This window comes from Pseudoroseicyclus sp. CXY001, from assembly GCF_041714655.1.
Lineage (GTDB): Bacteria > Pseudomonadota > Alphaproteobacteria > Rhodobacterales > Rhodobacteraceae > Pseudoroseicyclus_A.
This window is the reverse complement of record NZ_CP168219.1, coordinates 3,204,802-3,223,862: the sequence shown is the minus strand read 5'-3', so window position 1 is coordinate 3,223,862 and position 19,061 is coordinate 3,204,802. Positions and strand designations below refer to the sequence as shown.

At 71.1% G+C, this 19,061-nt stretch carries 19 protein-coding genes; 2 read left to right on the top strand and 17 right to left on the bottom strand.

The genetic code is table 11. The annotated features are described in order from the left end of the window. Positions 1-27 precede the first annotated feature (27 nt). From ACAZ03_RS15745 to argH, 8 genes are all read right to left on the bottom strand, one after another. Complete coding sequence (locus tag ACAZ03_RS15745; RefSeq protein WP_373357095.1) at positions 28-810, bottom strand: SDR family oxidoreductase; 783 nt, start codon at positions 808-810, stop codon at positions 28-30. Positions 811-812: 2 nt separating this feature from the next. Beyond that, a complete protein-coding gene (locus ACAZ03_RS15740; protein ID WP_373355064.1) occupies positions 813-1,787 on the bottom strand; it encodes a calcium/sodium antiporter in 975 nt (324 codons plus the stop codon). Then, on the bottom strand, positions 1,784-1,957 hold the full coding sequence (locus ACAZ03_RS15735; RefSeq protein WP_373355063.1) for a hypothetical protein: 174 nt from the start codon (positions 1,955-1,957) through the stop codon (positions 1,784-1,786). Before ACAZ03_RS15735 ends, ACAZ03_RS15740 begins: the two co-directional genes overlap by 4 nt. Before the next feature lie 7 nt (positions 1,958-1,964). Then, complete coding sequence (locus ACAZ03_RS15730) at positions 1,965-2,759, bottom strand: S49 family peptidase (RefSeq protein ID WP_373355062.1); 795 nt, start codon at positions 2,757-2,759, stop codon at positions 1,965-1,967. 320 nt (positions 2,760-3,079) lie between these two features. Beyond that, positions 3,080-3,841, bottom strand: coding sequence for an ABC transporter permease (locus tag ACAZ03_RS15725; protein WP_373355061.1), 762 nt, complete (start codon positions 3,839-3,841; stop codon positions 3,080-3,082). Continuing rightward, positions 3,838-4,782 (bottom strand): ABC transporter ATP-binding protein, encoded by a 945-nt coding sequence (locus ACAZ03_RS15720; RefSeq protein WP_373355060.1) that lies wholly within the window; start codon positions 4,780-4,782, stop codon positions 3,838-3,840. Before ACAZ03_RS15720 ends, ACAZ03_RS15725 begins: the two co-directional genes overlap by 4 nt. Positions 4,783-5,021: 239 nt before the next feature. Further along, on the bottom strand, positions 5,022-5,231 hold the full coding sequence (locus tag ACAZ03_RS15715) for a hypothetical protein (RefSeq protein ID WP_373355059.1): 210 nt from the start codon (positions 5,229-5,231) through the stop codon (positions 5,022-5,024). A gap of 222 nt (positions 5,232-5,453) precedes the next feature. Beyond that, positions 5,454-6,845, bottom strand: coding sequence for an argininosuccinate lyase (gene argH / locus ACAZ03_RS15710; protein WP_373355058.1), 1,392 nt, complete (start codon positions 6,843-6,845; stop codon positions 5,454-5,456). A gap of 40 nt (positions 6,846-6,885) precedes the next feature. On the opposite strand from argH, the gene ACAZ03_RS15705 reads away from it, so the two are divergent. Continuing rightward, entirely contained in the window at positions 6,886-7,431 is a 546-nt protein-coding gene (locus tag ACAZ03_RS15705) for a TlpA family protein disulfide reductase (protein WP_373355057.1), read from the top strand. A gap of 180 nt (positions 7,432-7,611) precedes the next feature. Here ACAZ03_RS15705 and ACAZ03_RS15700 read toward each other — a convergent pair whose 3' ends face one another. The 3 genes from ACAZ03_RS15700 to ACAZ03_RS15690 all read right to left on the bottom strand — a co-directional run bounded on the left by ACAZ03_RS15700 (position 7,612) and on the right by ACAZ03_RS15690 (position 10,252). Then, positions 7,612-9,099 (bottom strand): inorganic phosphate transporter, encoded by a 1,488-nt coding sequence (locus ACAZ03_RS15700; protein ID WP_373355056.1) that lies wholly within the window; start codon positions 9,097-9,099, stop codon positions 7,612-7,614. Then, positions 9,096-9,569: an NUDIX hydrolase gene (locus ACAZ03_RS15695; protein ID WP_373355055.1), complete on the bottom strand. Its 474-nt coding sequence runs from the start codon at positions 9,567-9,569 to the stop codon at positions 9,096-9,098. Before ACAZ03_RS15695 ends, ACAZ03_RS15700 begins: the two co-directional genes overlap by 4 nt. 113 nt (positions 9,570-9,682) lie before the next feature. Beyond that, entirely contained in the window at positions 9,683-10,252 is a 570-nt protein-coding gene (locus tag ACAZ03_RS15690) for a YqgE/AlgH family protein (protein WP_373355054.1), read from the bottom strand. Between the two features lie 105 nt (positions 10,253-10,357). Here ACAZ03_RS15690 and ACAZ03_RS15685 point away from each other — a divergent pair, with 105 nt between their 5' ends. Then, positions 10,358-11,149, top strand: a complete 792-nt coding sequence (locus ACAZ03_RS15685; protein WP_373355053.1) for a protein-disulfide reductase DsbD domain-containing protein — start codon at positions 10,358-10,360, stop codon at positions 11,147-11,149. Position 11,150: 1 nt separating this feature from the next. Here ACAZ03_RS15685 and ACAZ03_RS15680 read toward each other — a convergent pair whose 3' ends face one another. From ACAZ03_RS15680 to ACAZ03_RS15655, 6 genes are all read right to left on the bottom strand, one after another. After that, positions 11,151-14,489 carry an efflux RND transporter permease subunit gene (locus ACAZ03_RS15680; RefSeq protein WP_373355052.1) on the bottom strand — a complete coding sequence of 1,113 codons (3,339 nt, stop codon included), beginning with the start codon at positions 14,487-14,489 and terminating at the stop codon, positions 11,151-11,153. Between the two features lie 158 nt (positions 14,490-14,647). Continuing rightward, positions 14,648-16,267, bottom strand: a complete 1,620-nt coding sequence (locus ACAZ03_RS15675; RefSeq protein ID WP_373355051.1) for an efflux RND transporter periplasmic adaptor subunit — start codon at positions 16,265-16,267, stop codon at positions 14,648-14,650. A gap of 135 nt (positions 16,268-16,402) precedes the next feature. Further along, a complete protein-coding gene (gene moaB / locus ACAZ03_RS15670) occupies positions 16,403-16,948 on the bottom strand; it encodes a molybdenum cofactor biosynthesis protein B (protein ID WP_373355050.1) in 546 nt (181 codons plus the stop codon). Beyond that, a complete protein-coding gene (locus ACAZ03_RS15665; RefSeq protein ID WP_373357094.1) occupies positions 16,945-17,565 on the bottom strand; it encodes a LysE family translocator in 621 nt (206 codons plus the stop codon). Before ACAZ03_RS15665 ends, moaB begins: the two co-directional genes overlap by 4 nt. After that, positions 17,562-18,146 carry a metallophosphoesterase gene (locus tag ACAZ03_RS15660; protein ID WP_373355049.1) on the bottom strand — a complete coding sequence of 195 codons (585 nt, stop codon included), beginning with the start codon at positions 18,144-18,146 and terminating at the stop codon, positions 17,562-17,564. The genes ACAZ03_RS15665 and ACAZ03_RS15660 overlap by 4 nt, the downstream gene beginning before the upstream one ends. Beyond that, positions 18,143-19,009: a uracil-DNA glycosylase family protein gene (locus ACAZ03_RS15655; RefSeq protein ID WP_373355048.1), complete on the bottom strand. Its 867-nt coding sequence runs from the start codon at positions 19,007-19,009 to the stop codon at positions 18,143-18,145. The genes ACAZ03_RS15660 and ACAZ03_RS15655 overlap by 4 nt, the downstream gene beginning before the upstream one ends. Positions 19,010-19,061 lie beyond the last annotated feature (52 nt).

Below are 19,061 nucleotides of genomic sequence, written 5' to 3'. Positions count from 1 at the left end.
GGACAAGATGCCGGAGGGGCAGGCCGGTCAGCTCCATTGGGCGCTGTCGAGCTTTTCCCAGATGAGGTGCTGGCCGCCGTCGACGATGATGGCCTGGCCGGTCACCGTCTTCGCCTCGAGAAGGTAGCCGAGGGCGGCGATGATATCCGCGGGGTCGGTGCCGCGCGAGAGCACTCCGGCCTTTCGGCGGGCGCGGAAGCGGGCCTCGGGCTCGCTCTCGGCGGACAGCGTCGAGCCCGGCGCGATGCCGTTCACGCGCACCTTCGGCCCCAGCGCCTGGGCGGCGGTGCGCGTCAGCGCCCAGAGGCCCATCTTGGCGATCGTGTAGGTCATCAGCTCCGGCGCCGGCTTGGCGATGCGCTGGTCGAGCATGTTGATGCAGAGCGCCTGCGCGATGGCCTCGCCGTGATCGTCGGTCAAGGGCTCCGGCGCCTGCGCGCCGAAGGCCTGCAGCAGGAAGAGCGGCGCGCGGAGGTTGGTGGCGATGTTCTCGTCCCAGGAGGCGGCGGTCGCGCTCTCCAGCCGGTCGAAATGGAAGCTCGAGGCGTTGTTGACGAGGAGCGTGAGCGGCCCGCCGAGCGCCTCGGCCGCGGCGGGGACGAGCCCGGCGACCGCCTCGGCATCCGTCAGGTCGGCCTGCACCACGGCGGCCGTCCGGCCCATGGCGCGGATCTCGTCGGCCGCCGCCTCGGCGCCCTCGCGGCTGCGGTTGCAATGGAGCGCCACGTCGATGCCGCGCGCGCCGAGGGCCAGCGCCATGGCGCGGCCGATGCGGGCGCCGGCGCCGGTGACGAGGGCCCGCGGCCTCACGCTCACAGCAGCACCACGAGCACGAAGCCGACGTAGAGGGCGATGAAAGCCACCCCCCAGAGGCGGGTGATGTCGCGCTTGAAGAAGACGAGCGGCACGAGAAGCAGGGAAGAGACGAGCAGCATCGGGAAGTCCGCCCAGAACGTCTCGGCCGTCATCGGGATGCGGCCGAAGAGGGTGGAGATCCCGAGGATGCACAGCAGGTTGAAGAAGTTCGAGCCGATGACGTTGCCGATGATCACGTCGGTCTGCCGGCGCATCGCCGCGGCGAAGGAGGTGGCGAGCTCGGGCAGCGAGGTGCCGACCGCCACCAGCGTCAGGCCGATGATCGTCTCCGACACGCCCCAGCGCAGCGCGATCTCCGTCGCGCCGGTGACCAGCAGATGCGCGCCGATCGGCAGTCCGATGAGCCCGGCGCAGATGAGGAGCCCAATGGTCAGGCCGCGCATCGAGGGGTCGGCGCCCTCCGGCGTTTCCTCCGGGGCCTCGTCAGGCGCCGCGTCGGCGGCGGCGCGGCTCTCGCGGCGCGCCTTGAGGGCGCCTCGCGTGGTCATCCACAGGATGACGCCGAGCGCCGCTAGGAGGATCAGCCCGTCGAAGCGGAAGAGCGCCCCGCCGATGCCGGCGAGAAGGATGACCAGCAGCGTCGCGCCGAGCATCTGGATGTAGGAGGTCCTCACGTCGAGCCCGCCGGCGACGATGGGGGCGACCAGCGCCGGCAGGCCGAGGATCAGCAGCACATTGGCGATGTTGCTCCCCACCACGTTGCCGAGCGCGAGCCCGGGCGAGCCGCCCAGCACGGCGGCGACGGAGACGAGCAGCTCCGGCGCCGAGGTGCCGAAGGCGACGACGGTGAGCGAGACGACGAGCGCCGGGATGCCGAGCCTGAGCGACAGGTTCACCGCGCCCTTCACCAGCGCATCGCCGGCGAAGAGGAGGATCACGATCCCGATGGCGACGAAGACCCAGTCGATCATGTCGCCCCGCAGGGGCAGGGCCCCTTGCCGATCCGCGGCCGGCCGCAGTCCGGGCAGGTCTTTTGCAGGCGCTTGCCGCCGAGCCCGGGGAGGCGCGGCATGCGCAGCCGTCCGAACATGGCGAGCACGGCCATGAAGACGAGGAAGAGCGTGATGATCTTGAAGATCACTTGGACGTCACAATCCGAAACGCGAGAAGGCGAGGCGGTTCTCGATCCCCGCCAGCGCGCTGTCCACGGCGGCGACGCCGAGCCGGGCCATCAGGCCGCGCTTGGGGCCATAGGTGCGGAAGCGGGTCTTCTCGCCGAAGCGGCGCTTCATCTCGGAGACGAGATGGCCCACGCCGTCGGCGAGGCCCTTCTCGATGGCGGCGCGGCCGATCCAGATATTGCCGGTGAAGAGGTCCTCGTCCGCGAGTTTCGTGCCGCGGCGCGCCTTCACATGGGCGATGAAGGCCTCGTGAAGCTGGTGGAGCCAGGTGTCGAGCCGGGCGACATCCTCGGGCTGTTCGGGGCGGAACGGGTCGAGGAGGCTCTTGGATTCGCCGGCGGTATGCACCCGCCGCTCGATCCCGTGCCTGGCGATGAACTCATTGAGGCCGAAGGAGGCGGCGATGACGCCGATGGAGCCGACCATCGAGGTGTCGTCGACGAAGATCTCGTCGGCCGAGCAGGCGAGCCAGTAGCCGCCCGAGGCCGCGACATCCTCGCAGAAGGCGAAGACGGGGACCTTCTTCTCCTCGCTCAGCCGCCGGATACGGGCGGAGATCAGCGAGGATTGCGCCGCCGAGCCGCCCGGGCAGTTGATGGCGAGCGCCACGGCGGCGGGCTTGCCGCGCCGAAAGGCCTTTTCGATCTGCGGGGCGAGGGCATGGTCGCTCAGCCCGCTGCGCGGGCCATTCGAGCTGATCGCGCCCTCGAGGCGGATCACGGCGACGGTCGGGCGGGAGGAGCCGAAGAGACGGTTGAACATGGCTCTTGATGTAGGTGCGACAGGCGGGGCCGGCAAGGCGGGTTCGGCGATGGCGCACCATCCCGTCGCAACCGGGCCCGCCGGCGCCGCGCGGGGCGAGCGCCGGGCCGGGGGGTGGCGCTCCCGCCGGTGGTGCGGGGCGGTTTATGGTGCAACTCCGCCCACGCTCCGAGCGCGTTCCCGGCCCCACCAGAGCGCCAGCCCGCGGGCCGGGCCGGCGCTCGCCCTGCGCCTGCGGCGCCTACCGGGCGGGGGAAGCGCGGGACCGTCGCGCCGAGGCGTAGGGTGGGTTTGTAACCCACCGCCCTCCGGCGCCGCCCTCACCCCCGGAGTCGCCACCCCGTCTGGAAGATCCGGGCGATGAGCCCCAGGCAGATCGCCGTGAAGATGGCGATGGCGAGGAGCGACAGACCGACCGGCACGTCGGAGGTGCCGAAGAAGCTCCAGCGGAAGCCCGAGATCAGGTAGAACACCGGGTTGAGGTGGATCACCCCCTGCCAGAAGCCCGGCAGCATCGAGGCCGAGTAGAACGACCCGCCGAGGAAGATCAGCGGCGTCAGGATGAGCTGCGGCACGAGGTTGAGCTGCTCGAAGGTCTTCGCCCAGATGCCGATGATGAAGCCGAGAAGCGCGAAGCTCAGGCAGGTCAGCAGAAGGAACCCGACCATCGCCAGGGGATGCGCGATGGAGATGTCCACGAAGAAGAACGAGGTGGCGAGGATGATCGTGCCGATGATGAGCGCCTTGGTCATCGCCGCGCCCACAAGCCCCAAAGTCACCTCGAAGAAGTTCACCGGCGCCGCGAGGATCTCGTAGATCGCGCCCATGTATTTGGGGAAGTAGATGGCGATGGCGGAGTTGGTCGTGCCCTGCATCATGACGGTCAGCATGATGAGCCCGGGCACGATGTAGCTGCCGTAGCTCACCCCCTCCACCTCGTCGATGCGGCTGCCGATGGCGGCGCCGAAGACGACGAAATAGAGCGAGGTCGAGATGACGGGGGCCACGAGCGACTGCACGATGGTCCGCCGGAAGCGGATCATCTCGCGCTTGTAGATGGTTGTGACGGCATGGACATTCATTGGGCCGTCTCCTCTTCCGCCGGCTCTTCATGGACGAGCCCGACGAAGATCTCCTCGAGGCTCGATTGGGTGGTGGAGAGGTCGGCGAGCTGCAGCCCCTCGTCGCGGATCGCGGTCAGGAGCCGGGTGATGCCGGTGGAGCCCGACTGGCTGTCGTAGGTGTAGCTGAGCCGGCCCGGCCCCTCCATCTCCACCCCCTTCTCGGCGAGCGAGGGCGGCAGGCTGCCGATCTCTTCGGCCAGCTCGATGATGAGCGTCTTGTGGCCCATGCGCTTCATCAGCGTGTCCTTGTCCTCGACGAGCTTGATCTCGCCGCCCTGGATGACGGCGATGCGGTCGGCCATCGCCTCCGCCTCCTCGAGGTAATGGGTGGTGAGAATGATGGTGGTGCCGCCCTGGCGCAGCTCCTCCACCACCTCCCACATCCCCTTGCGGAGCTCGACATCGACGCCGGCGGTCGGCTCGTCGAGGAACAGCACCTTCGGCTCGGTCGCCAGCGCCTTGCCGATCAGCACCCGCCGCTTCATGCCGCCGGAGAGGGAGAGGACGTTGCCGTCCTTCTTGTCCCAGAGCGAAAGCTGGCGGAGCACCTTCTCGATATGCGCATCGTTGCGGGGCTTGCCCCAGAGCCCGCGGGTGAAGGCCAGGCTGTCCCAGACCTTCGCATACATGTCGATATTGACCTCCTGCGGGACGATGCCGATCTGCCGGCGGGCGCCCTTGGGGTTGGTCGCGGCATCGATGCCGCCGACGCGGATGGTGCCGGAGGTCGGCTCGGTGATGCCGCAGATCGTTGATATCAACGTGGTTTTGCCGGCGCCGTTCGGCCCGAGGAGCGCGAGAATCTCGCCTTCCTCGATGGAGAGCGAGACGCCCTTCAGCGCCTCGAACCCGCCGTCATAGACTTTGCGGAGGTTCTCGACCTCGATCATGGCAGCCATCGGGCTTGCCTCCCTCGTTTCACGATTGTTGGCGCTCACATAGGGGTGAGCAGGGGCCGGGCCAAGGGCGCGGCGCCTTTATTTTCGGCAGACTGGAAAGCCTCCCGCCGGGAGCTACGGCCGGTCCTGCGCCTGCGCGGCGGCCGGCGGGCCATCGCGTGGCGCATCGGGCGGCACCGGTGGCCCATCCGCCCCGCAGGCGGCCAGCGCCAGCAGCGCGGCGAGCGCGAGCGCGCGGCTCACAGCGGGATACCGATGGGCCCGAGCCCGAGGCCCAGCCCGCCCGGCCCGAGCCGGACCCGCGCCGGCGAACCTTCCTGGCCAACGCTGACCCCGGGCGACACCCCGCCCGGCCCGATGCCGACCCCCGCCGACGCGGAGGCCGGCGCCTCGGGGTCGCAGGCCGCGAGGGCCAGAAGGGCGAGGAGGAGGGCGGCGGCGCGGTGCATGGCGGTCTCCCGGGGGGCTAGTTGCGCTCCCAGTATCCTCTTCGCGGGGCCGATCAGCAAGCAGCGCGATTGGTGCCGCCAGTGTGACGGTGCTCACGGGCGCGGTGATCCTGGCGCGGAGTTTGCTGCGTTGGCCGACGCGTGCCGGGCGGGGCAACGGTCGAACGAGGGCACGAGGGCTGCCCCCGTAGGGCGGGCTTCAGCCCGCCACCTCGGCCCCAATCACGTCCCGAGCATCCCCCGCCACCGCGCCACCTGCGCGCGCACCTGATCCGGCGCGGTGCCGCCGTAGATCTTCCGGCTGGCGACCGAATTCTCCACCCCGAGCACGTCGAAGATCCCCGCCGTGATCCCGGCATGGGCCTCCTGCATGTCCTCCAGCGTCAGCTCGGGCAGGTCGCAGCCCTTGCCCTCCGCCTTCGCCACCAGCGCCCCGGTGACATGGTGGGCATCGCGGAACGGCAGGCCGAGTTCGCGGACCAGCCAGTCGGCGAGGTCGGTCGCGGTGGAGAAGCCGAGCGCGGCGGAGGCGCGCATCGCCGCGCGGTCGGGCGTCATCGAGGCGACCATGCCCTCCATCGCGGCGAGCGACAGAAGGAGCGTGTCGGCGGCGTCGAAGGTCTGCTCCTTGTCCTCCTGCATGTCCTTTCCATAGGTCATCGGCAGGCCCTTCATCACCGTGAAGAGCGCGATCTGCGCGCCGAGCACCCGGCCGATCTTGCCGCGGATCAGCTCCGCCGCGTCCGGGTTGCGCTTCTGCGGCATGATCGAGGAGCCGGTCGACCAGGCGTCGGACATGGCGACGAAGCGAAACTGCGCGGTGGACCAGATCACCATCTCCTCCGCGAGGCGCGACAGGTGCATGGCGCAGATCGAGGCGGCGGAGAGGTATTCGAGGGCGAAGTCGCGATCCGCCACCGCATCCATCGAATTGGCCATCGGCCGGTCGAAGCCGAGCGCCTGCGCCGTCGCCTCCCGGTCGAGCGGGAAGGACGAGCCGGCGAGCGCGGCGGCGCCGAGCGGGCTTTCGTTCATCCGGGCGCGGGCGTCGCGAAAGCGCGAGAGGTCGCGGCCGAACATCTCGACATAGGCCATCAGGTGATGGCCGAAGGTCACCGGCTGGGCGACCTGCAGATGGGTGAAGCCGGGCATGACGAAGTCGGCGGTCTCCTCCGCCCGGGCAATGAGCGCCCGGATCAGCGCGGTCAGAGCCTCGGCCGCGGCATCGCATTGCCCGCGGACCCAGAGCCGGAAGTCGAGCGCCACCTGATCGTTGCGGCTGCGCCCCGTATGGAGCCGGCCGGCGGGCTCGCCGATGAGCTCTTTCAGGCGCGCCTCGATGTTCATGTGGATGTCTTCGAGCGCGGCGGAGAAGGGAAAGTCCCCCGCCTCGATCTCTGACTTGATCGTGAGGAGGCCTTCCCGGATGGCCGCCGCGTCGCTATCCGTCACGATGCCGGTCTCGGCGAGCATGGCGGCATGGGCGCGGGAGCCTTCGATATCCTCGGCATAGAGGCGCTTGTCGAAGGAGATCGAGGCGTTGATCGCCTCCATGATCGCATCGGGGCCGGTGGCGAAACGCCCGCCCCACATGGCGTTGGAGGTTTTCGACATGGCTCTTTCCCTTCGCTCCCTTGGCTTTGCTGCCTGTTACATGCTGGCCGGCCTTGCCGCAATTCCGGCGGGCGCGGCGGCAGAGGAGGCGGATCTTGAGGCGCTGGTGACCGGCGAGATGCGCAGTTTCGCCCTGGCAGAGCGCGAGGTGTCGAGCGTCGCCTTCACCGGGCCGGACGGGGCGGAGGAGACCCTCGCCGATTACGAGGGCCGGGTGGTGCTGGTCAACTTCTGGGCCACCTGGTGCGCCCCCTGCCGCGAGGAGATGCCGACGCTGGCGGCCCTGCAGGACGAACTCGGCGGCGAGGAGTTCACGGTGCTGACCGTGGCCACCGGCCGCAACCCGCCGCCGGCGCTGACGCGCTTCCTCGAAGAGATCGGCACGCCGGACCTGCCAGTGGCGACCGACCCCCAGCAGCGGCTCGCCCGCGACATGGCCGTGCTCGGCCTGCCGGTGACGGTGCTCATCGGCGCCGACGGCCGCGAGGTCGGCCGGCTGATCGGCGGGGCGGACTGGGCCTCCGACGAGGCGGTGGCTCTGATCGAGGCGGTGATGGGCGAGGGGGTGCCGGGGGTGCCGGGCTGAAGCCCGGCCTACAGCCCGGCTCCGGCGTCGCGCCCGGATGAAAGCGGGGACCGGGGGGCTGTCTGCCCCCCGTCGCCTTTGGCGACTCCCCCCGAGGATGCCCGGGAGCAAAGAGGGGGCAGGCCGGGCGCCGTGAGGCGTAGGGTGGGTTTGCACCCGACCGGCCCTACCGCCCCGGGCCTACCCCACCAGCGTCAGCGCCCAGAAGCAGAGCGCCGAGAGGAGCGCGGCCGCGGGGACCGTCACCACCCAGGCGGCGATGATCGTCAGGAAATGCGAGCGGCGGACGAGCCGGCGGCGGCCGCGCTCCTCGGGCGCCAGGCGCTCCGCCGGGGGGCGGGCGGTGGCGCTTTGCCGGGCGCGGCGGGCCGTGTCCCATTCGCGGTAGAAGCCGACGCCGAAGACGCCGCCGACGGCGATATGCGTCGAGCTGACCGGCAGGCCGGCCCAGGAGGCGGCGATGACCGTCACCGCGGCGGAGAGCGCCACGCAATAGGCGCGCATCGGGTTCAGCTTGGTGATCTGGTTGCCGACCATGCCGATCAGCTTCGGCCCGAAGAACACCAGCCCGAAGGAGATGCCCATCGCGCCGATCACCATCACCCAGAGCGGGATCGCCACCTCGGCCGCGATCCCGCCGCCGCTGCCGGCATGGACGACCGCCGCCAGCGGCCCCACGGCGTTGGCGACATCATTGGCCCCATGCGCGAAGGACAGGAGCGCCGCCGAGATCACCAGCGGCAGGCGGAAGAGCATCTTCAGCGAGCGGTTGCGGTTCTCCATTCCCCGCGACTGGCGGCGGACGAGCGGCACCGAGACGGCGCCGAAGACGAGCCCGGCCGCGCCGCCGATGGCCAGCGCCGTGCCCATGCTCACATGCATCACATGCTTGAGGCCCTTGAGCGCCAGATAGGCGGCGAAGGCGGCGGCCATCAGGCCGATGAGCACCGGCACCCAGGTGCGGGCGGCGGCGATCTTGTCGTCCACATAGATGATCCGCGCCTTGATGAAGGCGAGGATGGCGGCGGCGATCACCCCGCCGAGCACCGGCGAGATCACCCAGCTCGCGGCGATGGAGCCCATGGTCGGCCAGTTGACGGCGGCAAGGCCCGCCGCCGCCACGCCGGCGCCCATCACCCCGCCGACCACGGCATGGGTCGTCGAAACCGGCGCCCCGATCCAGGTGGCGAGGTTGACCCAGATGGCGGCGGAGAGGAGCGCGGCGAGCATGGCGAAGACGAAGGTCTCGGGGCCGCCGTCGAGGCTCGCCGGGTCGATGATGCTCTTCGAGATCGTCGCCACCACGTCGCCGCCGGCGAGAAGCGCGCCCGCGGTTTCGCAGATGGCGGCGATGGCGATGGCGCCCGCCATCGACAGGGCCCGGGCGCCGACGGCCGGGCCCATGTTGTTGGCGACGTCGTTGGCGCCGATGTTGAGCGCCATGTAGGCGCCGAAGGCGGCGGCGACGATCACCGGCAGCGAGCCGGCGCCGACGCCCGTCAGCACCGCCGCGGCCAGCGCCGCCAGCGCCACGAAGACCATCGAGAGCCCGATGCCGACCAGCGGCCGGGCGGTGTGCTGGCCGGCGGCCTCAAGCCGCGAGAGGCGGTTGAGGTCGCGGTCGAGCGTTGGCCAGTCGCGGTCCGGGAGGCCCTCCTCGTCGCTCATGTGCCCGGCCCCAGAAGCGTCGGGAGCTGGAGGAGCAGCCGGGCGAGCTCCGGCTCGTCCACGGCGGCGGCCGCGTCGGCGGGGCTCATCCAGCGGCGCTCGCGGCGGCCGGCCTCGGGGTATTCCTCATGCAGCTTCGACACTTCGATGGCATGGACATGCACCACCGTCGCCACGGGCAGGTTGCCGGTCAGGCGCTTGTTGTAGCGATAGGCGCCGATCAGCTCTGGCCGGCCGCCCTGGGGCTTCACGCCGGCTTCCTCCCAGGCCTCCGCCAGGGCGCCGCCGGCGGCGTCGAGCCCCGAATGCGGCCATCCCTTGGGCAGGATCCAGCGGCGGGTCTCGAGCGAGGTGACGAGCAGCACCTCGATCCCGGTCGTGCCGCGCCGCCAGCAGAGTGCCGCCACCTGGAAGCGCGGCGGGCGGCCGAGGATCGGCGCGAGGTAGTCTTTCCAGAATCGGCCGAGCATGGATCCTCCCGAAACGTTCGGGCGGGTCTAGCGGGTCAAAGGCCGAAGGCCAACCGTCAGGCGCCCGGTGTGGGCTCCGGGGGGGGGGGCGGTTCCGGCCCAGGGAACGGGGCTCAGGCGCGGCCGGAGGAGGAGGACAGCCCCGCCGGGTCGATGCCGAGCTGCTTGAGCGCCGCCGCCCATTTGTGCTCGGCCGCCCGGCCGAAGAGGATGTCGCTGCGGGGCGGCGCGGTCAGCCAGTCGTTGCGGGCGATCTCGCCCTCGAGCTGCCCCGGCCCCCAGCCGGCATAGCCGAGCGCCATCATGCTCTGCTGCGGGCCGCGCCCTTCGGCGATGTCGCGCAGGACATCCGTCGTGGCGCTCATCGCCACCTCTCCGTCGACGTCGAGCGTCGCCTCGGCGCTCTCGTAATCGGCCGAATGAAGCACGAAGCCGCGCTGCGGCTCCACCGGCCCGCCGAAATGCACGCGGATGTCGCCCATCCCGGCGCCCGGCTCGATACCGAGCTGGCGGAGCAGCTCCGCGAAGCGGATCTCCGGCGTCGGCTTGTTGACGATGAGGCCGAGCGCGCCCTCCTCCGAATGCGCGCAGAGATAGATGACGGAGCGGGCGAACCTGGGGTCGCCCATCTCCGGCATGGCGATGAGAAGCTGGCCGGCGAGGGTGATGTCGTCATCGGGCATGCCCCAGATGATGTGGTGCCGGAGGGCCACGCGCAAGGGTGGCTCGCGGGCGCCGTCGCGGCGAAGTGACTTCCCATTTCACGCCGGCTTGCCGAGACCTCCCTCATGCGCCTGCCAGCCCTTGCCCTCGCCCTCTGTCTCGCCGCCCCCGCCGCCCAGGCCTGGGATCTGGACGATGCCGTGTCGCTGACGGTGCTGCCCGGCTGGCGGCAGGCCGACGGCACGCATATGGCGGCGATCCGCCTCTCGCTGGCGCCGGGGTGGAAGACCTACTGGCGCGCCCCGGGCGATGCCGGCATCCCGCCGGAGTTCCATTTCGCCGGGTCCGGCAACCTCGCTGCCATCCGCCCGCACTGGCCGGTGCCGGAGATTTTCGAGCAGGGCGGCATGCGCTCCATCGGCTATCACGGCGAGCTCGTGCTGCCGATCGAGCTGCAGCCGCGGGGCGGCGGCGACATCGTGCTCAGTGGCGAAATCGAGCTCGGCATCTGCGAGGAGATCTGCGTGCCCGTGCGCCTGCCGATCGAGGCCCTGCTGCCCGCCGTCGGCAGCCGCGACGGCGCCATCATCGGCGCGCTCGTCGATGCGCCGATGAGCGCGGCGGCGGCGGGGGTCGGTGGCGTGAGCTGCACGCTCCGCCCCGGGGCAGAGGGGATGGAAATCACGGCGGAGCTGACCATGGCGCCGCTCGGGCCGGGCGAGGCGGCAGTGATCGAGGCGGGGCCGGGGATCTGGGTCTCGGAGCCCGAGCTGACCCGCTCCGGCGACCGGCTGCGGATGACCGCGCATCTTGTCGACATCGCCGGCCGGCAGGTCGCGGTGGACCGCGGCGCACTCCGCCTGACACTCTTCGGCGGCGGCCGCGCGGCCGAGGTGCAGGGCTGCCCGGCGCCGTAGGCTACTCCGCCGGCAGCCCCCCTCTCCGCCGCCCCCGCCGCGCCAACACCGCCCAGCTCGCGAGGTAGAGGAGCACCAGCCCGGCCGCGAGCGCCGCCGCGAAGGCGGCGAGCGGCGGGACGGGCAGCGTCAGCGCCCAGGGCGCTGCCGGCCAGAGCTCCGGCAGGATGAAGAGGCCGATCAGCGCCAGCGCCAGCGCCGTGGCGAGCCAGCTCGGCACCCGCGCGCCCGGGTCGGGGGCGCGAAGGGCCTTCCGCGCCGAGGCGACGAGCCGGTTGATGTCGGCCTGAATCGCGAGCAGCGCCGGCACGACCAGCAGCACCAGCATCGTTCCGAAGGCGAGCCCGTAGACCAGTGTGACCACGGTGGGCTTGAGGAACTCCGCCTGGGCCGAGCTCTCCGCCAGAAGCGGCGCGAGGCCGAGCACTGTCGTCGCCGTGGTGAGGAACACCGGGCGGAGCCGGTCCGCCACGCCGTCGACGATGGCGGGCAGGAGTCCGCGCTTCTCGGAATATTCGTCGATGGTCGAGACCAGCACGATGGAATCGTTGATGATGATGCCGATCATCCCGATCAGCCCGACGAGCGAGAACATCGAAAGGGGAATGCCCCATTGGTGGTGGCCGAAGACGGCGCCGATCAGCCCGAAGGGGATGATCGCCATCACGATCACGGGCCGCGCCCAGGACGAGAATATCCACGACAGCACCAGATAGATGGCGAGGAGGCAGAACATCGTGCCGACCCGCGCGCCGTTCAGGAACTCCTGCTCCTGCTCGGACAGGCCGCCCAAGTCGGTGGCGATCCGGTAGCGCTCCTCCAGCCGGGGCAGGATGTCGCCCTCGATCTGGGTCATGATCTCGGAGGCGCGGTCGGCATCCTCGTCGTCGAGCCCGGCGGTCACCGAGATGAGCATCGTGCCGTTCACGCGGCGGACGGAGGAGAAGCCCGTCCGCTCCGTCGCTGTGACGATGTCGGCGAGCGGCAGATAGGTGCCGTCGGCGGCGCGCATCATGGTCCGGTCGAGGAAATCCGCCGTCAGCTCGTCATCCGGCAGCTCGACGCGGATCGTCGCCGAGCGCGGCCCGTCGGGGAAGCTCGCCGCCTCGATGCCGCCGAGCCGCTCGCGGAGCGTCCGGCCGAGGGCGTCGATGGTGAAGCCGAGCGCGCGGCCCTGCGCGGTCAGCTCGAGGATCAGCTCCTCCTTGTCATAGGCGAGGCTGTCCTCCGGCCCCGAGACCTCGGGGAACTGCCCGAGCTCGGCCTTCAGCGCCTCCGCCGCCGCCTTCAGGATCTCCGGCGTGCCGCCCGAGAGCTCGATGTCGATGGCCTCCCCGCCGGGGCCGGTGCCCCAGGAGCGGAAGCTGACCGTCTCGGCCATCGGCAGCGCCTGCGTCGCCGCCTGCAGGTCGGTGACGAACTGCCCGGACGAGAAGGGGCGGAGGTCGGCATCGACCAGCTCGATGGTGATGGCCCCGAGCTGATAGCCCTCCTTGTCCTCGGCGCCGGAGAGCGGCCGGCCGTTGTTGCCGCCGATCTGGGCGATGACATAGGAGATCGGGTTGACCCCGTAGGTCGCCTCGTATTCCTCGCCGACCGCCTCGGCGGCGCGCTGCATCTCCTGCATCTGCTCGAGGCTGTCCTCGCGCGTGGCGCCGGGCAGCATGGCGAAATTGCCGCCGACGGTGCCCTGCTCGGGGGCGGAGAAGAAGCGCCACTGCACGTCGCCCCGGATCAGCATCGCCCCCTGCCAGGCGAGAAGCAGCAGCGCCAGCGCCACCACCGGATAGCGGGCGAGGATCACCAGCCGCACGATGGGGCGGAAGACATGCGCCACCAGCCAGCGCACGCCCTTGTCGACCTGCCGGGAGGGCCAGTCGTACCAGGGCGTCTCGTGCACATGTTTCAGCGAATGCGCGAGGTGGTTCGGCAGGATGACGAAGCACTCGACCAGGCTCGCGGCGAGGACGGCGATAACGGTGAAGGGAATGTCGGAGATCAGGTCTCCGAACTGGCCGCCGATGAGGATGAGGCCGTAAAAGGCGATGATCGTCGTCAGCGTCGCCGAGAAGACCGGCAGGAACATCCGCCGCGCCGCATTCTCCGCCGCCACCTCCGGCGGCTCGCCGAGCCGCGTGGCGCGGAAATCGGCATGTTCGCCGACGACGATGGCGTCATCGACGACGATGCCGAGGGTCAGGATCAGCGCGAAGAGCGACATGATGTTGAGCGTCAGCCCGAAGGCATACATGACCGCCACGGCCGCCAGCATCGAGACCGGCAACCCCAGCGCCACCCAGAGCGCCGTCCGCGCGTTGAGGAAGAGGAAGAGCAGCACCACGACGAGCCCCAGCCCCATCGCGCCGTTGTCGAGAAGGAGCGAGAGCCGCGCCGTGATCTCCTTCGCCGTCGAGTTCACGAGGTCGATCGAGGTGCCGGCGGGCAGGGTCGCCTGCATCTCGCGGGCCACCTCGCGGGCGGATTCCTCGATGGCGATGGCGTCGCCCTCGGCGGAGCGCGAGATATCGATCTGGATCGCCGGATTGTCGCCCACATAGAGCGCCCGCTCGCGGTCGATGGCGAGCGTCTGAACATCGGCGACGTCGCCCACCGTCAGCGTGGTGCCGTCGGCGTTCTGTTCGAGCACGATGGCGGCGATCTCGGCGGCGGTGCGCCGCGTCTCGCCGGTGCGCAGGCGCTGGGTGCCGGCATCGCCGGCCGGGTCGGCATTGACCTCGCGCGCGATGGCCGCCGAGATGTCGGACATGCCGATGTCGTGACGGATGAGGCTGAGCGAGGGCACCTCGACCAGGATCGACGGCGCCGCGATGCCGGAGATGGAGCTCTGCGTCACCCCGGCCTCAAAGAGGCGCGAGACATATTCGTCGGCGAATTCGGCGAGCGGCGCGGTGCCGATGGGCCCGGTGATGACGGCGGAGGTGACCCGCTCGGCCCAGCCGCCGCGGCGCACCTCTGGGTCCTCGGCGCCCTCGGGCATCGAGACACCGTCCACCGCCTCCTGCACCTCCTTCTCGGCATCGTCCATGTCGGCGCCGGGCTCGAACTCCAGCCGGATCGAGGCGCGCCCCTCCGACGAGCGGGCATCCGAGCCCGTGACGCCGGAGACGCCCCGCAGCGCCGGCTCCAGCGCCTGCACGACGGCGGCATCGACATCCTCCGCCCCGGCGCCGGACCACGAGACATTGACCGAGATCGAATCGATGATGACATCGGGGAAGAACTGGGCGCGCAGCCGCGGGAAGGCGATGATCCCGGCCGCGATCATCAGCACCATGACGAGGTTGGCGGCGGTCCGGTGCCGTGTGAAGTAGCGGAACATCTAGCGCCCCCCTCTCAGGAAGGCCCCGGAAACTCCCGCGCCCCTCGCTTTTCTGCAAATACCTGCGGGGATCGCCATCGGGGTGCCATCGGTTCGAGACCCGATGGCGACGGGGCTGGCCCCCGCTCCTGCGCTCACCTCTCGTCCCGGACCTCGCATCAGCTTCCCATCCGGCTCTCGATCCGCGCCACCATCTCGGCGGGGACCTCGTCCTGCGCCAGCGTCTCGCGGATGCGCATCTTGGCTTCGTCGGGCATGACATCGCTTTCGTCGATGAAGGCGATGAGCCGGGCGCGGCGGTCGGCGTCGAGTGCGATCATCTCGCTGCCCCCGAGGGGGGGTGCAGCGGTCGGCGCGCCGCCGGGGGGGCCACTCGGAGCGTCACCGGGAGGGCCGCCGAACTCGCCGTCGGGAGGCCCATCCGGAAACCCACCGGGAGCTTCGGAGACCGCCTCACCCGTGATGAGTTCCTCCCCCGAATCGAGCAGCGGCCGGACGCGCAGGCCCTCGCCGATCAGCGGCGAGCGCGCGCGGACGACCCATCGGCCCTCCAGATCCGGCGCGCGGATCAGCACGTCGTCGCCTTGGCGGCGGACGAGCTCGACCTGCACCTCCTCCAGCCGGTTCTCGGCCCCGAGCACCAGCACCGTCCCATCCGCCGCCAGCGCCGGGGCGGGCAGGCGGGCGATGCCGCTCTGTTCGGGCTCGGCGATGGCGATGGTGACGAAATCGCCGGGGCGGAGGCCATGGGCGGCGTCGATCTCGGCATAGATGAGCCGGCCGGACTGGCTCTCGCCCCCGGCGCTCTCGCGGCTGATGCGGCCCTCGGCCTCCAGCGTCAGGCCGGAGACATCGAGCCGCACGGTCACCGGCGCCGCGATCAGCGCGCCGTTCTCATCGAGGAGGTTCGCATATTGCGCGGCGCTGAGCCGGAAGGCCGCCTCGAGCGCCGTGGGGTCGATGAGCTCGGCGATCTGCTCGTTGGCGGAGACGCGGCTGCCCTCGCCGATGGTCACGCTCGCCAGCGTGCCGGTGAAGGGCGCGGTATATTCGGTATCCGCCAGCGCCCGCTCGGCCTCGTTCACGCTGAGCTGCGTCCGCGCGATGGTGTTCGCCGTCGTGTCGACCCGCGCCTCGGCCTGCGCCAGCGCCTGGCGGCGCGCCAACACGGTCGCGGCGGCGGAGGAGGCGGCGAGTTCGGCCGTCTCCAGCTCCGTCTGGGTGACGATGCCGCGGTCGACGAGGCCCTGCTGGCGCTCGAAGGCGGCGGCGCGCAGCTCCGACTGGCTCTCGGCCGAGGTCAGCTCGTCGGCGGCCAGCGTCAGCGCCCGCTCGGCATCGCGTGCATCAGCCTCGGCATCGGCGAGATCGGCGCGGGCGCGGGCGAGCGCCGCCTCCGCCTCCACCGGATCGAGCCTCAGGATGAGCTCGCCCGCCTCCACCTGCCCGCCGTCGGCGAAGGCCTCCGAGACCCAGGTGACCGTGCCGCCGGCATCGGGGCGAAGCGCCAAGGTGCGCCGGGAGCGGAGTTCGCCATAGACCTCCAGCAACGGGCGGACGGTCTCGCCCTCCACCTGCACGACGTTGGCGGCGACGACGCGCTCCTGCTGCGGAAAGCGGCGGGGCTCGGCATTCATCCGCTCGTCGACGGCACCCCATAGCGTGAAGCCGGCCTGAATGATCAGCGCCAGTGTCAGCGCCATCAGGAAGATCCCCAGGAAAGCCCGTCCAACGAATCGCATCTGCAACGTCCCCTTTGCCTGATAAATCAGGGTCATGATCGGGGGCAGCTGTCTACCTTCGGGCATCTCAATGATTCGCGAGGGGCGATTCGTCGCGCGCTGGAAGCGCAAATCTTAGGGCTCCGGCGGCCGAGTTGCTCGCGGGTTGGCCCGGGGGTGCCGGGGGTCGCCTCAGCTCCCCCGCCGCATGTGCTCATCGAGCCGCGGCAGGATCTCGACGAAGTTGCAGGGCGCGTGGCGGTAGTCGAGCTGGCCCTTCAGGATCTCGTCCCATCCGTCCCGGCAGGCGCCGGGAGAGCCGGGCAGGGCGAAGAGATAGGTGCCGTTGGCGACGCCCCCCGTGGCCCGCGACTGCACCGCCGAGGTGCCGATCTTCTGGAAGGAGATCATCGCGAACACGGTCGCGAAGGCGTCGATCTCCTTCTCGTAGACGGCCCGGTGCGCCTCCACCGTCACGTCGCGGCCGGTGAGGCCCGTGCCGCCGGTGGAGATGATGACGTCGATTGCGGGATCGTTGACCCAGCGCTGCAGCCGCTCCACCAGCCGCTCGTATTCGTCGGGGACCAGCACCCGGTCGGCGAGCCGGTGACCGGCTTCCTCGATGCGCCCGGCGAGGAGGTCGCCCGAGCGGTCCTCCGCGAGGCTGCGCGTGTCGGAGACGGTGAGAAGGGCGATGTTGAGGGGGATGAACTCCCGATCGCTCGTCTGGGCGCTCATGGGGCACTCCTTTGCAGGATCAGCCGGAGCGCGAGCCCGGCGAAGATGGTGGCCGAGAGGCGGCGGAGCCAGAGGCCCGCGCCGAGCCGGGTACCGAGCCGCGTGCCGAGCCGCCCGGCCAGCGCGCCGGCCCCGGCGTTAATGACGAAGCCGCCGGCGGCGATGACGGCGCCAAGGATCAGGAACTGCGGCAGGAGCGGGCCGCGCTCCGGCGAGGTGAACTGCGGCAGGAACGCCAGGATGAAGAGGATCACCTTGGGGTTGCTGAGGTTCGTCACCAGCCCGGTGCGGAACGGCCTCTCGCGCCGGGGCACGGCGGCGAGCTCGGGCGCGGGCGCCTTCAACATCGACCAGGCGAGGTAGAGGAGGTAGGCGGCGCCGATCCAGCGGATCGCCGTGAAGAGCCCGGGCAGGGCGGCCATGGCGGCGCCGAGCCCGAGGCCCGCCAGCGTCACATGCACCATGGCGCCGGTGGAGACCCCGGCCGACGCCGCCACCGCCGCCCGCGGCCCGGCGCGGAGCCCCAGCGCGATGCAGAGCATCATGTCCGCCCCCGGCGTCAGGTTCAGCGCCAGCGCCGCCGGCAGGAAGGCGATGAGCAAAAGCGGGTCGATCACAGATCGCACCAGTAAAGGCCGGGGCCGAGGTTGCGGCAGAGCGAGGTGCCCACCGTCCCCTCCTGCCCCCAGCAATCATGGACATGCCCGAAGCACATGAGCCCCGGCTGCATCCGTTCCACCGCCTCGAGGAGTGCCGTGGAGCCGATGGAGCCCATCGGCCCGAAGACATCGGCGACGCCCTTCGGCGGGGAATGGGTGAGGAGGATATCGCAGGTGTCGAACGGGGCGAGGAGGCGCTCGGCCTCCTCCTCGGTGATGTCCCACGAGCCCTCCGACCCGAGCGGCGGAACGGCGCCGCCGAGGCCGACCGTGATGAGCCCGGCGCGCTCGACCTCCTCGCCATGCAGCACCGTCAGATCGGTGGCGAGGCGGAGTGCGTCGACGCTCTCGGCATTGCCGGGCACGAGCAGCGCCTTGTCGCCGAGGGGGGCCAGCACCTCGAGGATCGGGCCGAGCCCGTCCGTCTGGTGGGCGATGTCGCCGGCGACGAGCACCAGATCGGCGGCGGCAGCGGCCTCCACCACCTTGCGGGCGGCGGCGAGGTCTCCGTGCAGGTCGGAGGTGGCGAGGACTTTCATGGGGTCTCCTCCAGTCTGGCGGCGAGGTCGAGAAGGTCGGCCCAGGCCTCGCGCTTGGCGGCGGGATTGCGCAAGAGATAGGCGGGGTGGAACATCGGCAGGGCCGGGCGGCCCGCCACCTTGGCCCACTGGCCGCGGATGCGGGTGATGCCGGCCCGGCCCATGAGCGCCTGGCAGGGCGTATTGCCCATGAGGATCAGGATCTCCGGCTCCGCGAGGGCGATATGCCGCTCGAGGAAGGGCAGATGCATGGCGATCTCGGCCGGCTCCGGCGTGCGGTTGGCCGGCGGGCGCCAGGGCAGGACATTGGTGATGTAGACGGCCGTTGCGGGGTCGGGGCTCTGGCGCGAGAGGCCGATGGCCCCGAGCATCCGGTCGAGGAGCTGCCCGGCGCGGCCGACGAAGGGGCGGCCCTCGCGGTCTTCCTCGCGGCCCGGCGCCTCGCCGACGATCATCACCCGCGCCGCCGGGTCGCCATCGGCGAAGACGAAGGAGCGGGCGGCGGGCTTGAGCGCGCAATGCTCGAAGGCCTCCATCGCCGCGGCGAGCTCGGGGAGCGTCTTCGCGGTGGCGGCGATGCGGGCGGCCTCGGCCACGGGGTCGAGCGCCTCGGGCTTTTGCGCCACGGCCTCGCCGGCCTCGCCGGCCTCGGCGGCGGCCCGGGCGGGGGTGCGGCCGGGGGAGCCGGGGGCCTCGCGCTCTGCCTGTGCGGGCGGCGGCGCGGCCGGCTCCGCCCGCGCGGCGAGCTCGAAGCGGTTGACCGGCCCCTCGCCGATGGCCTCGTCGGCGCCCAGCTCCAGCTGCCAGGCGAGCGCCGCGAGCGCGGCGTCAGGGCTGAGGGAATCGGGGGCTGTGCGGGTCATTGGCCTTTAGGTAGCGCGGCGGCGCGCCAGAGGAAATGCGGGGCCGGCGGCC

Bases quoted from the DNA above. Each gene is read 5' to 3' on its own strand.
- ACAZ03_RS15740 (WP_373355064.1), bottom strand. From the start codon at position 1,787: ATGATCGACTGGGTCTTCGTCGCCATCGGGATCGTGATCCTCCTCTTC.
- ACAZ03_RS15730 (WP_373355062.1), bottom strand. From the start codon at position 2,759: ATGTTCAACCGTCTCTTCGGCTCCTCCCGCCCGACCGTCGCCGTGATC.
- ACAZ03_RS15725 (WP_373355061.1), bottom strand. From the start codon at position 3,841: ATGAATGTCCATGCCGTCACAACCATCTACAAGCGCGAGATGATCCGC.
- ACAZ03_RS15720 (WP_373355060.1), bottom strand. From the start codon at position 4,782: ATGGCTGCCATGATCGAGGTCGAGAACCTCCGCAAAGTCTATGACGGC.
- ACAZ03_RS15715 (WP_373355059.1), bottom strand. From the start codon at position 5,231: ATGCACCGCGCCGCCGCCCTCCTCCTCGCCCTTCTGGCCCTCGCGGCC.
- argH (WP_373355058.1), bottom strand. From the start codon at position 6,845: ATGTCGAAAACCTCCAACGCCATGTGGGGCGGGCGTTTCGCCACCGGC.
- ACAZ03_RS15705 (WP_373355057.1), top strand. From the start codon at position 6,886: ATGCTGGCCGGCCTTGCCGCAATTCCGGCGGGCGCGGCGGCAGAGGAG.
- ACAZ03_RS15700 (WP_373355056.1), bottom strand. From the start codon at position 9,099: ATGAGCGACGAGGAGGGCCTCCCGGACCGCGACTGGCCAACGCTCGAC.
- ACAZ03_RS15695 (WP_373355055.1), bottom strand. From the start codon at position 9,569: ATGCTCGGCCGATTCTGGAAAGACTACCTCGCGCCGATCCTCGGCCGC.
- ACAZ03_RS15690 (WP_373355054.1), bottom strand. From the start codon at position 10,252: ATGCCCGATGACGACATCACCCTCGCCGGCCAGCTTCTCATCGCCATG.
- ACAZ03_RS15685 (WP_373355053.1), top strand. From the start codon at position 10,358: ATGCGCCTGCCAGCCCTTGCCCTCGCCCTCTGTCTCGCCGCCCCCGCC.
- ACAZ03_RS15680 (WP_373355052.1), bottom strand. From the start codon at position 14,489: ATGTTCCGCTACTTCACACGGCACCGGACCGCCGCCAACCTCGTCATG.
- ACAZ03_RS15675 (WP_373355051.1), bottom strand. From the start codon at position 16,267: ATGACCCTGATTTATCAGGCAAAGGGGACGTTGCAGATGCGATTCGTT.
- moaB (WP_373355050.1), bottom strand. From the start codon at position 16,948: ATGAGCGCCCAGACGAGCGATCGGGAGTTCATCCCCCTCAACATCGCC.
- ACAZ03_RS15660 (WP_373355049.1), bottom strand. From the start codon at position 18,146: ATGAAAGTCCTCGCCACCTCCGACCTGCACGGAGACCTCGCCGCCGCC.
- ACAZ03_RS15655 (WP_373355048.1), bottom strand. From the start codon at position 19,009: ATGACCCGCACAGCCCCCGATTCCCTCAGCCCTGACGCCGCGCTCGCG.